This window comes from Pseudoalteromonas sp. DL-6 (assembly GCF_004328665.1).
Taxonomy (GTDB): Bacteria; Pseudomonadota; Gammaproteobacteria; order Enterobacterales; family Alteromonadaceae; genus Pseudoalteromonas.
In genome coordinates this window covers 1,400,318-1,414,501 of sequence record NZ_CP019770.1, presented here as the reverse complement: position 1 = coordinate 1,414,501, position 14,184 = coordinate 1,400,318, and the positions used below count along the sequence as shown (strand labels likewise).

Sequence of the window (14,184 nt, the reverse complement as noted above, 5' to 3'; positions counted from 1 at the left end):
ATGGCTCGTCGTATTATGTTGGTTCCTATCTCTACAGGGGTAGGTTTAACCTCAGTATCAGTTGGTTTAGTAAGAGCGCTGGAACAAAAGACGGTTAAGGTTAATTTTTTTAAACCTATCGCCCAACCGCGCGCAGGCGAAACTGGCCCTGAAAAGTCTACTCAAATTGTCACTCAAGGCTCACCAATTAATCCGCCAACACCGTTTGCACTCGATTACGCAGAGCAAATGATTGGCGATGGTAAAGGTGATGATTTATTAGAGGAAATTGTTGAACGTTTTCAAAGTAAAATAAACGATGACGAAGTGGCCATAATCGAAGGAATGGTGCCTACTCGTCGCCAACCTTATGCGGGTCGCATAAACCGTGAAATTGCACAAACCTTAGGGGCCGATATTGTATTTGTGCTTACTCCTGGAAATTACAGTATTACCCAAATTGAAGATCGCCTTGAAATTGCTGCCGGAAATTACGGTGGCATTGATCACCCTCGTGTGCTGGGTTGTATTTTCAACAAAGTAAATGCTCCTCTAGATGAAGAAGGTCGCGCTCGCGCTGATTTAGTCGATACTTACAAGCCAGAAGCACTGGATAACGAGCTTAATCGCCTAGCCTCTTTACCTATTTTTAGAAAAAATCCTTTTATGTTACTTGGTGCAATTCCATGGGACTTTGAGCTAGTAGCGCCGCGCGTTAAAGATTTAAGTGCTTATTTAAAAGCCACTATTATTAACGAAGGCGATATGGTGCACCGTCGTCTTAGACGCATTACTTTTTGTGCACGCACAGTATCCAATATTTTAAATTATTTTACCCCAGGTGCATTGCTAGTTACCCCAGGCGATCGCTCAGATATACTGGTAGCAGCCTGTTTGTCTGCTATGAACGGTACCAAACTAGGTGCTATTTTGCTCACCGGTGGCTTTGAGCCTGAGCCGCGTATTATGGCGTTATGCGAACAGGCCATGCAAACAGGTCTGCCTATTTTAGCAACCGAAGGCGATACTTGGCGTACCTCATTATTGCTGCATAACTTTAACCTAGAAGTGCCAAGCGATGATGAACAACGCATTGAAAAAGTAAAAGATCATAATGCAGAATATATAGATTCTGATTGGTTAGACAGCTTAGCTAAAAGTGTGGGGAAAACGCGTAAACTATCCCCTCCTGCTTTTAGATACTTATTAACTGAAAAAGCCCGCAAAGCCGATAAAACAATTGTACTACCTGAAGGTAACGAACCTAGAACCATTAAAGCAGCCGCTATTTGTGGCCAGCGCGGCATTGCTAAAACTATTTTATTGGGTGACCGTGATGAAATATTACGTATTGCAGAGCAACAAGGCATTGAGCTCAACGAGCATGTAACCGTTGTTGAACCAAGCAGTATTATAAATGGCTACGTGGCACCTATGGTGGAAATCCGTAAAAATAAAGGCCTTACTGACGTAATAGCCAAAGAGCAGCTACAAGATCACGTGGTACTTGGCACCATGATGCTAGAGCAAGGAAAAGTCGATGGTCTGGTATCGGGTGCGGTAAACACCACTGCCAATACCATTCGCCCACCGTTACAGTTAATTAAAACCGCGCCAGGTTCATCATTAGTGTCATCTGTGTTCTTTATGCTATTGCCTGATCAGGTACTGGTTTATGGTGATTGCGCAATTAATCCCGATCCTAATGCCGAACAACTGGCCGACATTGCAATTCAATCTGCCGACTCAGCAGCGGCATTTGGCATTGAGCCTCGCGTAGCCATGATAAGTTACAGTACGGGTGATTCAGGCAGTGGGGCTGATGTAGAAAAAGTGCGAGCGGCAACTAAGCTTGCCCAGCAAAAGCGCCCTGATCTAATTATCGATGGGCCACTACAGTACGATGCGGCAATTATGGAAAGTGTAGCAATTAAAAAAGCACCAAACAGCCCTGTTGCGGGCAAAGCAACGGTGTTTATATTCCCTGATTTAAATACCGGCAACACCACCTATAAAGCAGTACAGCGAAGCGCTGATTTGATCAGTATTGGTCCTATGTTACAAGGGATGCGTAAACCGGTTAACGACTTAAGCCGTGGCGCATTAGTCGACGACATAGTGTACACCATTGCTTTGACAGCCATACAAGCAGCACAAGTTGAGGCACTTAATTAACCCCTTTCATTTACATGTGCCTTTTATAGCCTAGCCAATTTTTAATTAATTATTAATAGGTTAGGCTATTTATACCTTACAACCCCCAAGCTTATCCACAGAAATTGTGGACAATTATTTTTTAATTAGTAAAAACTTTAACAACGGCTAAGTTTGAGCCTTTAATTTAGATTCAATACTCTATACTATAAAGCTATTATATTGCTGCTAGCGATGGGTTTTATGTCAAAACAAACACTACAACTACACAGTACTGTTTTATCAATTCATAGTTTAGCGCTTGATGCTGACATTCCCCCTGCACTGTTAAAACAACCATTGTTTTTTATTTCAAAAACGCACGATGAACTGTCGGTTGTCTGCCCTGATGAGTTTATAATTGACAGCCAAGATACAGAGTCAAATTGGCAAGCACTGGAAGTAATTGGCCCCTTAGGGTTTTCGTTAACCGGTATCATGGCAAATATTTCAGGGGTGTTAGCAAGAGCTGGCATATCGATTTTTTCAATTTCAACCTACGACACCGACTATATTTTAGTAAAAAAACAAACGGTCAACAAAGCAATCGCTGCTCTTAAAGCCGATGGCTACAACGTGGTAACTTAATTAATAATGAAATCTGAAGACGTTAGCTATTTAACTAAAAATAAAATTGGCCGAAGCGCAATACAAATAACGAGTCCATTCAGTGGCAAAGTGATGCCAATGGACGCCCACCCTGAAGCTTTTTTCCGCTTTGGAACTTTAGGTCCAGGGATTATTGTCAGTTTATCAAGCCATAAAGTGTTAGCGCCATTTAATGGGACTTTGTTGCAAGTTAAAAGCGGCGGGTGCGAATTTATTCTAAAAGCTAAAAATGGCTTAAAAGTATTAATAAACTTAGCCGTTCCTGATTCGCAAACTCTCACACATACTCATATTGCCCAGCTTAATGGCAGCAAAATAACCAAAGGCCAACGGCTTGCTTATTTTGATTTGCGTGAACTCGATGCGCCTATTTTAGCCAGCCTTATTATTCTCAATGGCCACGATTTAGGCACTTTTCATTATTCTCACCCGCAGGTCAATGCAGGTGTAGATACCTTATTAACTATTATCAAAAAGAAGTAGATTTATGATCACTCTCTATGGCATTAGCAACTGCGACACTATTAAAAAAGCAAAAAAATACTTAAGCGATAATGACATCGCATTCACTTTTCATGACTATCGTAAAGACGGCGTTAATTACAGTATGGTCAGCGATTTTGCAGAGCATATTGACTGGGAGCAACTTGTTAATAAACGTGGTATAACATACAGAGCCTTGTCTGATGAGCAAAAGCAAAGTTTAACTAAGCAAACTGCTATCGATATATTGGTTGAACAACCTGCAATGATTAAACGCCCTGTTCTTATTAATAACGGGCAATACCATTTAGGCTTTAAAGCAGCCCAGTACGATGAGATCTTTAAATAATGACTCACCCAGTAATTACCCTAGCCCAAGCTTTAATTCAGCGTGAATCCGTTACCCCTGAAGATTCAGGCTGTCAACATATGATGAATGAGCGTCTAAGCGCAATTGGCTTTGACATCGAATCGCTGTTTTTTACCGACACCCTCAACACTTGGGCACGAAAAGGGTCGCAATCACCACACTTTTGTTTTGCAGGTCATACCGATGTGGTGCCCACTGGGCCTGAAAAAAATTGGCAGCACCCCCCTTTTGCTGGGCTAATTGAAGACGGGTTATTACATGGCCGTGGCGCAGCCGACATGAAAGGCTCACTGGCAGCCATGGTTGTGGCAACAGAGCGTTTTGTAACCAAGCACCCTGATCATAAAGGCTCTATCTCGTTTTTGATCACCTCAGATGAAGAAGGCCCTTTTATCAACGGCACTACCCGCGTAATAGATACTTTAGAAGAGCGCGGAGAAAAAATTGATATGTGTCTTGTTGGCGAGCCTTCATCGCGCGATGTGCTCGGAGATGTGGTTAAAAACGGTCGTCGTGGTTCACTCACTGGTTTTCTAACCATAGCCGGTGTACAAGGGCATGTGGCTTACCCACATTTAGCACAAAACCCAATTCATTTAGCCACGCCAGCTTTAACTGAGCTAAGCCAAACTGTGTGGGATATGGGTAATGACTTTTTCCCAGCCACCAGCTTTCAAATCTCTAACATTAATGGTGGCACAGGTGCTGGTAATGTGATCCCCGGTGAGCTTGAAGTACAATTTAACTTTAGGTTTAGCACTGAAGTTACTCATCAGCAGCTGCAACAAAAAGTGAACGCGATTTTACAAAAACACAATTTGAATTACGAACTAAATTGGATTGTAAACGGCCTACCGTTTTTAACCGATCACGGTCCGTTAGTTGATGCTACAGTCGCTGCCATTAAATCAGTAACTGGCTTAACCACTAACTTAGAAACAACAGGTGGAACCTCAGATGGCCGCTTTATTGCCCAAACTGGCGCTAAAGTAATCGAGCTGGGGCCACGTAACGCCACAATTCATAAAGTGGATGAGTGTGTCAGTACAGACGACCTAATCGCGCTGGCGGATATTTATGAGCAAATATTAGAACAACTGTTAACTTAATGAATGCAAATAAAGAACTCACACAGTGCATCACCGGCCAAAGTGATGCACACCTAGTTGCTATACAAAACCATTATTTGCATGCCAATATTGTCAACGACTTTATTGCACTGCAATCAGCGGCCGCATCCGCTGGCTTTGATTTATGTATTGCATCAAGCTTTCGGGATTTTAATCGTCAATCGGCTATTTGGAATGCTAAATTTTCAAATAAGCGCGTGGTGTTAAACAAAGCGCAAAAAGCCGTTGAGCTAAATTCACTGAGTGATATTGAAAAATGTACCGCCATTATGCTGTATTCAGCACTGCCTGGAGCAAGTCGCCACCATTTAGGCACTGACTTAGATATTTTTGATAAAAGCGCAGTGAGTGACGATTATGAGTTGCAACTAACCCCCGATGAATATCAGCATGGCGGACCTTTTGCCGAACTGAGTCAATGGCTAGACACTCACCTAGCAGAATTTGGATTTTATCGGCCTTATCAGCACGATTTAGGCGGTGTTGCCCCTGAGCTTTGGCATATTAGCCACATTGCGCAATCAGAGCAGCTTATGAGCCATTTATCACTTGAGGTATTACACAACTGTATTAAAGAGAGTGATTTATTAGGTAAAGACGCTATTTTAAACCACTTACCTGCTTTATATGAGCGCTTTGTGATCAATGTCAGTCCACCAGCTAAGCAGTGTTAGTTAGTTTTTTTGTTTAACGTAAAAACCAATATCGCTAATAAAATGATACTGCTGGAGAGCATAAATTGTAGAGTTAATGTTTCCGATAAAAATACCGCTCCTACAATAGCCGCCAAAACGGGCACGCATAACTGCACTATAGCTGCATGCGTGCTTTTTAATAATGGCATAGCCACGTACCAAATACTGTAACCAACACCCGATGCTATCGCACCTGAGCCGATGGCAAGTAACACCCCTTCCATACGAATATTTTTAAGCTGGCTCATGCCCACAACAATCAAAATAGGTAGCGCCAATAAGCTGCGAATAAAGTTATAAGTATTGGCCCTAAGTGGTGACACACACGCTTTGCCTCTAATGCTATAAATTCCCCATGCCACGCCACTTATGCTCATTAATAATGCCGCCATTAACGGTGGTGCTGTTTGCGAGGGTAGCATTAAGTAAACAAAAGCCGCAAACGCCACAATAAATGCAAGCCATTGCACAGCAGATAAGCGCTCTTGTTTATATATACCCCAACCAATCATGGTAAATTGCACCGCAGAAAATAAAATAAGCGCGCCCAAGCCGGTATCTAGCTCTATATAGGCAACAGAAAAACACAGCGCGTATATCAGCAAGCTCGCACTGCTTCGCCAACTTCCGGTATCATTAATAACGGGGCTACTTAATTGTGCTTTTTTATTTAACTGCCTTGTATAAAGCAGCATAATAATAGCCAAACACACCGCCCCGCTGAATAGCCGTATAACAGTAAAATTCCACGCATCAATATAACCTTGGGCTAACGCTAAACGACACAATAACGAATTGGCAGCAAAAGCAACTAACGCGATAATAGTAAACAGAGTGGCTTTCAAATGAATTCCTAACCTAAAAAATAGCACCGCTTTAGACACGGTTACGTTAATTATTAACCTTTAGACGTTAACATGATTATTTTTTAATAATAAAGGGTTTTTAATCTATGTTTATACACTACGCTTTTTTACAATCTTTCACACCTACATTTATAAGCCATGTGTTAACCTTACAAAATAGATAAAAGGAGTGCGTGTGCGTCACATTTTAATTTTCAGTTTTTGCTTTATTGTAAGTGGTTGCAGCACTATAGGCTTTGACGATCTGTTTAATGATTATGCCACAAACACCACCCCTGTTAGGCAAGCTATTAGCAATAATAATATTGAAAATGCACGCACCCTTATAAAAACCAACAGTAAAGCCCACAGTAATTATTTACTGAACCAATTAGAGCAAGGGCGTATTGCTGATTTAGCTAATAATCCAGATAGTGCGCAAACATATTTTGAAACTGTCTACCAACAGATGCAAGCAAAGCGCCAAGCAGCCAAAATACAAGTAAGTGCAGGGCTTGAACAAAGTAATGCGCTGTTAACTAACGATTCAGCAATAGGTTATATCCCACCAGCCTACGAAATGAGTATGTTGCATAGCTACAAAGCACTTAATTATGTTTATAAACGCGATATTGAGAGCGCGTTAGTTGAAATACGCCGTGCCAATAAAGTACAAGTTGATGCACTACTCGATAATCAAAGCGAGTTTGATAATGCCGTTGCTCAAGCACAGCAACACTACCCAGACATGGATAATTTAACTCGCTCGGTAAAAAATGGCTTTCAAAATGCGTACACGTTTTACTTATCAGGGTTGTTATATGAAACGGCAAAGCAAGGCGATGATGCCTACATAGACTATAAAAAAGCGCTCGAAATACAACCTAACAATCCGTATTTACAGCAAGATATATTGCGCCTTGCTAAGCAGCAAGGTTTTGCGGATGACTACCAGCAATTTAAGCGACAGTTTGGTGAAGTAAACGCCATAGATAAAAATCAAGGCGAAGTAGTTATATTATTTGAACAAGGCCTGATACCAAAACAGCACGAGTTTAAATTGCGATTGCCTATTTATACTTCGCAGGGAGATGCCCGCTTTTATAGCCTAGCAATGCCCGTTTATATAAATAATGCCTACAGCAGCGCAGTAAATAATATAAAGGTTAATAACCAAGTATTAGCATTAAGTCCGTTAGTGCATTTAGAAGCACTGGCTGCTAAAACCTTAGAGCAGCAAGTAGCTGGGCGTGTTTCAAGGCAAATATTACGCCTTGTCGCTAAAGAAAAAATGCGTGCAGAGCTTGCGCGCAGTGCCGGTGATGTGGGGAACATTTTAGCAAATTTATATAATCTTGCATCTGAGCAAGCAGATACGCGCAGTTGGCTTACCCTGCCTAATCAGATCAGCCTTGCTCGCAGTGCCGTAAAAGCAGGCGAACATACTTTAAATGTTGGCTCACAACCGCCAATAAATTTTACCGTTAGTAAGCAAGGGTTAACGTTAATCTACCTAACCTCTGTTAATAACTATTTTAACTCCCATGTAGTGCAACTTTAGGAGCCATCATGAAATACATACTTCCCGTTATTGCGTTAATTATGCTCAGCGCATGTAGCAGCCGACCTGTAACCTCAGGTATTGGGGTTGAGCAAACTGCCGACGCTTACAAAGAGCAGCTCAACGTTAATAACCCGCAATTAGCTAAAAAGCTTTTAATTAGTGATGTAAAAACGCGTCAAACAAATAACCTGACCGATGTAGTGGTTACTTTAGCGAGTACCTATAAAAAGTCGCAATACTTACAGTATCAATTTAACTGGTTTGATAAAGATGGCTTTGTTATTAAAGGCAATCACTCACCGTGGCAAGCCCTAACATTATTTGGCTTTGCTAAAACTCAGCTTGCAGGACTAGCACCTAGCTCTAATGCCGTTACCTTCTCATTAGCTGTAAGAGAAGTTTCAACCGACGCACAAGAATTTAAAGATTAAAGGAAATCATGATGATCAATAAACAATTTAAATCACTGTCTAGTTATGCAATTTTAGGCTTAGCGGCACTGACACTTGCAGGCTGTGCCAACAAAGCTGTTGTCAGCTATGGTGATGCCCAAGCCGTAGAAACCACAGATATAAACTTTGGCTCTACTGACTTACAAAAAGTTGCCTCGCAAATGACCGACTCTCTGCTTAGTTCGCCTGTGGTTGGGACTATGACCGCCAATACACGCCCTGTGGTATTTGTAGAGCGTATTAAAAATAAAACCAGTGAACACATAGATACAGAATCAATCACCGACTCAATCTCTACTCAATTACTGCGTAGCGGCAAATTTAGATTTGTTGATATGACCCGTGTAGAGGCGGTTCGTGAGCAAATTACATTTCAAAACGAAGACGCCTTAGTCAACCCAAGTACTGCGGTGGCTTTTGGTAAGCAAATTGGTGCGCAATATATGCTGTACGGTAACCTATCAAGCATTGTTAAATCTAATGCAGATAAAGCCGATGTGTACTACAAATTTACAATGCGTTTAATGGATATGCAAAGCGGCCTTGTTGAATGGGCTGACGAAACTGAAATTCGTAAAACGCGTGAAAAATCAACGTTTGGTTGGTAATAACAGGAGCGAATTATGAAAACGCTTAGCTTAATTTTATGCGCTTTATTAGTAGTAAGTACCCCAACGTTTGCCAAGTACGAACGCAATAAAGCCGTTCCTGTACAGCAAGTACTATTTGGTAAAGTAAAGTCGGTTCGCACTATTACTGAGCAACAATTAGTACAAGACAAAAGTAACGGCTGGAAAACCTTTGGCGGTGCCTTACTAGGCGGTGTTATTGGTAACCAGTTTGGCGGCGGCAGTGGTCGTACTGTAGCGACTATTTTAGGATCGGTGATTGGTGGTAACGTTGCTCATAATCAGCAGCAAACACAGCGCTATGAACACACACAGCTCGTTGAATTACTAATACAAGTAGAAAGTGGAGAGCAATTTATGGTGGTACAAGACAGCGATCCCGCTATGCGTTTTCACCAAGGGGATAATGTTCGCCTTATCTACTTAACCAATAACACGGTGCGAGTAGATAGCGCGTATTAAGCTTCTTGCAAGGGTATAGCTGAAAAAAACCTAACTTAGGTAACTAAGTTAGGTTTTTTTAAAGATTAATTACCTTTATTTTAAGCTGGTTCTTTTGCCCAAAGCTGCTCATTTTCATGCATTTCATATAAGCCGTGAGCACGATTTATAAGTAAGTTTGCAAAGTCGGCTTGGGTTTTATCTCGTGCACCCGCGGTAATAATTTGGTCGGCTTTTAACTGCCACTGCAATGAAAAATAACGCATGGCATCGCGTGCATCTTTTGCTGCAGACGCTTCAGCGTGATCGGTTGGTAAACGACCGGTGATCACCCAGTAGCTTTTACCGTTTTGCGCTTTAAATTTCCAAAGTGCGCATAAAGGTGCTAAAAAACGGCTTTCTTTTTCAAGCAAGGTTTTAGGCATAATACCTTTTTCAGCTAAATGTTTTTGCGCATTTTGAAAACATTCGCGCTGCCATTGAATTTCTTGTTGCTGAAGTTCAGCTTGCTGCTCTGGTGTTAATGGTTTTTGTTCTTGTTGCTGCATTTTAATAACCTTTTTACTTCTTTGTTTACACTTTAAGGGCATAACAAATAAGGCGCAAGCATAAATAGCGAGCTTAACACCTTATTCGCAGCTGTTTGCTGGGTTTTTAAACAAAACACTCTTACTTTATGTTGTGATCAAACGATCCTACATCACCTGGGAATACCACTGGCGATTCAATACCCTGTTTGTTAACACTAGCAACCCCAAAATAGTAGTTATCAATAACCACATTTTTTAGCGTAAATTCACTGACATTATCAACCCATTGACTGTATTGCCATTGTGGCTCACTGGTGTAGCGCCAGTATATACGATAGCCCGCTACATTTTTATCCTCTGTTGGCTGCCAAGAAAGTGTGGTACTGGCGCGTACGGCACCACTAATTTTCACCTCTTTAGGTGGCGCAGGAGCCCACGCCATGGACGCAAGGCTTACCGCATTTAATGAAGTTAGCTTTGCGGCGTAATCAAAATCCACCCCATCAATTGTATCACCGTATACGACCCCATTTTCGGTGCGTAGGTCTTGATGTTGGCGATCATAATGCTCGTTGGTTTCCATAATGCGAACAGCCGCAAAGCCTGCATCATTAAACGGACGATGATGCCCGCCTCGAGCAAAACGGTCGAGTCTGTATACCAGCATGGTGTCTAGGTTTTCAATATATTTATCAGCAATGGTGTCTATGTAACGTGCTAAATTACGGCTCGCCGAATCAACTTCGCCGCCAGTAAAACGACGCGTACGGGCTTGTTCTTTAGTTTCAACTACACGCGTACCTTCAGAAAAAATACGTGCCGTAGTGTTATCGGTTACGCCATTAATACCGGTAATATTGCCAATCATGTCGTTATTCAAAACACCATGCACTTGCCAGTTATTTTTTTGTGCGTAAGCAGTTAAAATTTTACCGCCAAATAAACCTTGTTCTTCACCTGAGAGTGCTGCATATACCACTGAGCCATTAAATGTATATTGCGATAACACCCGCGCCGCCTCAATCACACCGGCAACCCCTGATGCATTATCGTTTGCCCCGGGCGAATCGCTAGTAAAGTCCATGACATCACTGACACGTGAATCTATATCTCCCGACATCATCACCATACGATTAGGGTCGGTGCTACCGCGCTGAATCGCGATTATATTAACCACTTCTACAGGGTTAGGAATACGCTTTTCTCCTGAAATGGTTTGCTTTACTTCTAGTATTTCTAAACAGCCACCACACTGTGCAGAAATTGCTTCAAATTCTTTTTTTATCCAACGTCTTGCCGCGCCAATACCACGGGTATCCGATTTAGTTTCAGATAAAGTATGGCGAGTACCAAAGTCCACCAGCGTTTGAATATCATCTCCAATACGCTGCGCTGAAATTTGCCCTGCAATTTGGTGCAATGAAGCTTGTTGTGTGGTTTGTGCCGCCACACTATAAAATGACGCGCTACAAACAGATGCAACCGCACTATACTTAATAATCCGAGTAACTAACTTTAAAGGTGAAATTGACATAGCAGTTTAATCCTTATTATTGATGTTTTTAAAATGACAGCTCTGTAGGTATACAGCAATGCTTTTGAGATAAACGTTAAAAACCTCAGGTTAAATTACATTTAATTAACACGCTCACTTTAGCTACCGCTTGCTCGGCTTCTAATTTAATAAAAATAATCACTTATGCTGTTTTGTACGTATATTAAAAAGATAATCACAATTAATCAGCTATCATTTTATATACCCAGTTTAAAAATAATAAGGTGCTGTAAAAATATGAAGAAACACGAAGAATTACCTGAAGATCATGTTGATCCGCTTATGCAACACTTACATCATGCGATTCGCTTTGCTATTAAGATATTAGCGGTACTCATGGTGCTGGTTATTTTTTGGAGTATTGCTGATGTTGTGTATGTTTTATATATGCGATTGAGCTCTCCCCCTTACTTTTTATTAAACATTGAAGACATTCTGCAAACATTTGGTGCTTTTATGGTGGTGCTTATTGCAGTAGAAATATTTACTAATATTCGTTTATATTTAGGTTCAAGTTCACTACCGGTTGAACTGGTAATTGCCACTGCACTAATGGCCGTTGCCCGTAAAATTATTGTTCTAGATTTAAAATTAGTAACCTCAGAACAAATTGTTGGCCTTGCATTGGTAACGATAGCCTTGGGTATATCTTACTGGCTGGTAAAAAATAAAACCGGTCATACAAAACTTTAAAGCGTTAATTCAACCTAAGATAACGGGTAAACACCTCATTCCCACTGCGTCTTTGTGCTTTACAATGGTATAGTGGGATACCTCTATAAATACTTAATAAGCTTCTAATATGTATCGACTATTTGAACGGATGACTAAACCGTTTCCGGAGCGTTCTCCGTCTCAGCCTCCTAATACCTTATTTGCATTTTGCCGCCATTACACCAAAGGCATGGAACTGTCGTTGGTACTTATGTCTCTCAGTGCCGCATTATTAGCTATTTTAGAAGTGTCTTTATTTAGTTACATGGGACAACTGGTTGACTGGCTTGGCGAGTACACCCCTGAAGAACTTTTTTCGCAGCAACAATCCGAATTAATAAAAATGGGGCTAATGCTCCTAGTAGTGATGCCTGTGGTGGTATTTTTTAGGTCGGCCATTTTACATCAAGCTTTATTAGGCAACTATCCGATGTCGATACGTTGGCTAGCGCACCGTTATTTATTACGCCAAAGTGTTAGCTTTTATCAAAATGAATTTGCCGGACGAATAGCCACTAAAGTGTTACAAACTTCATTGGCTGTGCGTGAGTCAGTCACTAAGTTACTTGATGTATTAATGTACATTGCCGTTTATTTTGGCTCAATGGTGTTTTTAGTGGCCGCCTCAGATTGGCGCTTAATGCTGCCGTTATTAGTGTGGTTAGCATTATATATTTGCGTGCAAATTTACTTTGTACCACGGTTAAAAAGCATTGCTAGCTCACAAGCTGACGCACGCTCAGAAATGACCGGCCGTATTGTTGACAGCTATACCAATATTTCAACCATTAAGCTGTTTTCTTACACTCAACGCGAAGAGCAATACGCTAAACAAAGCATGGATGTATTTTTACAGCCTGTTTATAAACAAATGCGTTTAGTAACCAGCCTTAACGTGGTTATTCAAAGTTTGAACTATTTACTGGTATTTTCTGTGGCAGCGGTGTCTTTGTATTTATGGTCGTTAAGTGCCATTAGTGCGGGGGCTATTGCAGTGGCATTGAGTTTGTCGTTAAGGCTTAATGGTATGGCCCAGTGGATCATGTGGGAAATTAGCAGCTTATTTGAAAACATTGGAACTGTAGCCGATGGTATGCGCACCCTTTCGAACCCGATTGCGGTTGATGACAAGCCAAAAGCCGACAGCCTAAAAGTAACTCAAGGGGCTATCAACTTTAACAATGTACACTTTAATTATGGTAAAGCCGCCAATGAAAATAACCGAGGCCCAGTAATTAACGGTTTAAACTTAAATATTAAACCGGGCGAAAAAATTGGCTTGGTAGGTCGCTCTGGCGCAGGTAAATCCACATTGGTTAACTTATTGCTGCGCTTTTACGATACCGACAAGGGCAGTATTAGTATTGACGGCCAAAATATAACCGATGTAAGCCAAGAAAGCTTGCGCCGCTATATCGCTATGGTTACCCAAGACACATCCTTACTACACCGCTCAGTAAAAGATAACATTTTATACGGCAGGCCCGATGCCACAGAAGCGGAAATGCTCGATGCGACCAAACAAGCCAAAGCGCTCGATTTTATAACCGATTTAGAAGACAGCAAAGGCAATAAAGGCTTTGAGGCACAAGTGGGCGAACGAGGAGTAACCCTCTCGGGCGGGCAACGCCAACGGATTGCTATTGCTCGGGTGTTACTTAAAAACGCGCCTATTCTTATACTTGATGAAGCCACCAGCGCTTTAGACTCAGAGGTAGAAGCAGCTATTCAAGCCAGCTTAGATGATTTAATGACAGGCAAAACGGTTATTGCTATTGCACACCGATTATCAACCATTGCACAAATGGACAGGCTTATTGTGCTTGATGAAGGTGGCGTTGTAGAGCAAGGCAGTCACGATGAGTTAATTGCCCAAGGCGGCATTTATGCTGCATTGTGGGCACATCAAACTGGCGGCTTTATTGGCGTTGAGTAATTAAACTACTTGAGGGCAGGCTATCATTATAGCCTGCTCTTGTTTACTAAAAGTTAACT

At 41.5% G+C, this 14,184-nt stretch carries 15 protein-coding genes; 12 read left to right on the top strand and 3 right to left on the bottom strand.

Going from position 1 to position 14,184, the window contains the following annotated elements; translation table 11 throughout:
- From pta to B1F84_RS06530, 6 genes are all read left to right on the top strand, one after another.
- Window positions 1-2,154 carry a phosphate acetyltransferase gene (gene pta, locus B1F84_RS06555; protein WP_131690927.1) on the top strand — a complete coding sequence of 718 codons (2,154 nt, stop codon included), beginning with the start codon at window positions 1-3 and terminating at the stop codon, window positions 2,152-2,154.
- A 222-nt stretch (window positions 2,155-2,376) separates the two neighbouring features.
- A complete protein-coding gene (locus B1F84_RS06550) occupies window positions 2,377-2,760 on the top strand; it encodes an ACT domain-containing protein (RefSeq protein ID WP_175611415.1) in 384 nt (127 codons plus the stop codon).
- A 6-nt stretch (window positions 2,761-2,766) separates the two neighbouring features.
- Entirely contained in the window at window positions 2,767-3,264 is a 498-nt protein-coding gene (locus B1F84_RS06545; protein ID WP_076920107.1) for a PTS glucose transporter subunit IIA, read from the top strand.
- A gap of 4 nt (window positions 3,265-3,268) precedes the next feature.
- Window positions 3,269-3,613, top strand: coding sequence for an ArsC family reductase (locus B1F84_RS06540; protein WP_131690926.1), 345 nt, complete (start codon window positions 3,269-3,271; stop codon window positions 3,611-3,613).
- The gene (gene dapE, locus B1F84_RS06535; RefSeq protein WP_131690925.1) at window positions 3,613-4,743 is read left to right on the top strand and encodes a succinyl-diaminopimelate desuccinylase; all 1,131 of its coding nucleotides are present in this window, start codon (window positions 3,613-3,615) and stop codon (window positions 4,741-4,743) included. Before B1F84_RS06540 ends, dapE begins: the two co-directional genes overlap by 1 nt.
- On the top strand, window positions 4,743-5,438 hold the full coding sequence (locus B1F84_RS06530; protein WP_131690924.1) for a M15 family metallopeptidase: 696 nt from the start codon (window positions 4,743-4,745) through the stop codon (window positions 5,436-5,438). Before dapE ends, B1F84_RS06530 begins: the two co-directional genes overlap by 1 nt.
- Here the strand turns inward: B1F84_RS06530 and B1F84_RS06525 are convergent.
- A complete protein-coding gene (locus B1F84_RS06525) occupies window positions 5,435-6,304 on the bottom strand; it encodes a DMT family transporter (protein WP_131690923.1) in 870 nt (289 codons plus the stop codon). The two genes, B1F84_RS06530 and B1F84_RS06525, sit on opposite strands and share 4 nt — an antisense overlap.
- Before the next feature lie 196 nt (window positions 6,305-6,500).
- Here B1F84_RS06525 and B1F84_RS06520 point away from each other — a divergent pair, with 196 nt between their 5' ends.
- The 4 genes from B1F84_RS06520 to B1F84_RS06505 are packed head-to-tail and all read left to right on the top strand — an operon-like array spanning window position 6,501 to window position 9,411.
- Window positions 6,501-7,865, top strand: coding sequence for an adenine DNA methylase (locus tag B1F84_RS06520; protein WP_131690922.1), 1,365 nt, complete (start codon window positions 6,501-6,503; stop codon window positions 7,863-7,865).
- 8 nt (window positions 7,866-7,873) lie between these two features.
- Window positions 7,874-8,299, top strand: coding sequence for a YcfL family protein (locus B1F84_RS06515; RefSeq protein WP_131690921.1), 426 nt, complete (start codon window positions 7,874-7,876; stop codon window positions 8,297-8,299).
- Window positions 8,300-8,307: 8 nt separating this feature from the next.
- Complete coding sequence (gene lpoB, locus B1F84_RS06510) at window positions 8,308-8,928, top strand: penicillin-binding protein activator LpoB (RefSeq protein ID WP_041708999.1); 621 nt, start codon at window positions 8,308-8,310, stop codon at window positions 8,926-8,928.
- A 15-nt stretch (window positions 8,929-8,943) separates the two neighbouring features.
- Window positions 8,944-9,411 carry a glycine zipper 2TM domain-containing protein gene (locus B1F84_RS06505; protein WP_131690920.1) on the top strand — a complete coding sequence of 156 codons (468 nt, stop codon included), beginning with the start codon at window positions 8,944-8,946 and terminating at the stop codon, window positions 9,409-9,411.
- A gap of 80 nt (window positions 9,412-9,491) precedes the next feature.
- Here the strand turns inward: B1F84_RS06505 and B1F84_RS06500 are convergent, their stop codons facing one another.
- Window positions 9,492-9,938 carry a DUF4826 family protein gene (locus tag B1F84_RS06500; protein WP_008110031.1) on the bottom strand — a complete coding sequence of 149 codons (447 nt, stop codon included), beginning with the start codon at window positions 9,936-9,938 and terminating at the stop codon, window positions 9,492-9,494.
- Between the two features lie 121 nt (window positions 9,939-10,059).
- Window positions 10,060-11,454, bottom strand: a complete 1,395-nt coding sequence (locus B1F84_RS06495) for a M28 family peptidase (RefSeq protein WP_131690919.1) — start codon at window positions 11,452-11,454, stop codon at window positions 10,060-10,062.
- Window positions 11,455-11,712: 258 nt separating this feature from the next.
- Between B1F84_RS06495 and B1F84_RS06490 the strand changes: the two genes are divergently transcribed.
- Complete coding sequence (locus B1F84_RS06490) at window positions 11,713-12,168, top strand: phosphate-starvation-inducible PsiE family protein (protein WP_076920097.1); 456 nt, start codon at window positions 11,713-11,715, stop codon at window positions 12,166-12,168.
- A 109-nt stretch (window positions 12,169-12,277) separates the two neighbouring features.
- Entirely contained in the window at window positions 12,278-14,125 is a 1,848-nt protein-coding gene (locus B1F84_RS06485) for an ABC transporter ATP-binding protein (protein WP_131690918.1), read from the top strand.
- Window positions 14,126-14,184 lie beyond the last annotated feature (59 nt).

Bases quoted from the DNA above. Each gene is read 5' to 3' on its own strand.
- pta (WP_131690927.1), top strand. From the start codon at position 1: ATGGCTCGTCGTATTATGTTGGTTCCTATCTCTACAGGGGTAGGTTTA.
- B1F84_RS06550 (WP_175611415.1), top strand. From the start codon at position 2,377: ATGTCAAAACAAACACTACAACTACACAGTACTGTTTTATCAATTCAT.
- B1F84_RS06545 (WP_076920107.1), top strand. From the start codon at position 2,767: ATGAAATCTGAAGACGTTAGCTATTTAACTAAAAATAAAATTGGCCGA.
- B1F84_RS06540 (WP_131690926.1), top strand. From the start codon at position 3,269: ATGATCACTCTCTATGGCATTAGCAACTGCGACACTATTAAAAAAGCA.
- dapE (WP_131690925.1), top strand. From the start codon at position 3,613: ATGACTCACCCAGTAATTACCCTAGCCCAAGCTTTAATTCAGCGTGAA.
- B1F84_RS06530 (WP_131690924.1), top strand. From the start codon at position 4,743: ATGAATGCAAATAAAGAACTCACACAGTGCATCACCGGCCAAAGTGAT.
- B1F84_RS06515 (WP_131690921.1), top strand. From the start codon at position 7,874: ATGAAATACATACTTCCCGTTATTGCGTTAATTATGCTCAGCGCATGT.
- lpoB (WP_041708999.1), top strand. From the start codon at position 8,308: ATGATGATCAATAAACAATTTAAATCACTGTCTAGTTATGCAATTTTA.
- B1F84_RS06505 (WP_131690920.1), top strand. From the start codon at position 8,944: ATGAAAACGCTTAGCTTAATTTTATGCGCTTTATTAGTAGTAAGTACC.
- B1F84_RS06500 (WP_008110031.1), bottom strand. From the start codon at position 9,938: ATGCAGCAACAAGAACAAAAACCATTAACACCAGAGCAGCAAGCTGAA.
- B1F84_RS06495 (WP_131690919.1), bottom strand. From the start codon at position 11,454: ATGTCAATTTCACCTTTAAAGTTAGTTACTCGGATTATTAAGTATAGT.
- B1F84_RS06490 (WP_076920097.1), top strand. From the start codon at position 11,713: ATGAAGAAACACGAAGAATTACCTGAAGATCATGTTGATCCGCTTATG.
- B1F84_RS06485 (WP_131690918.1), top strand. From the start codon at position 12,278: ATGTATCGACTATTTGAACGGATGACTAAACCGTTTCCGGAGCGTTCT.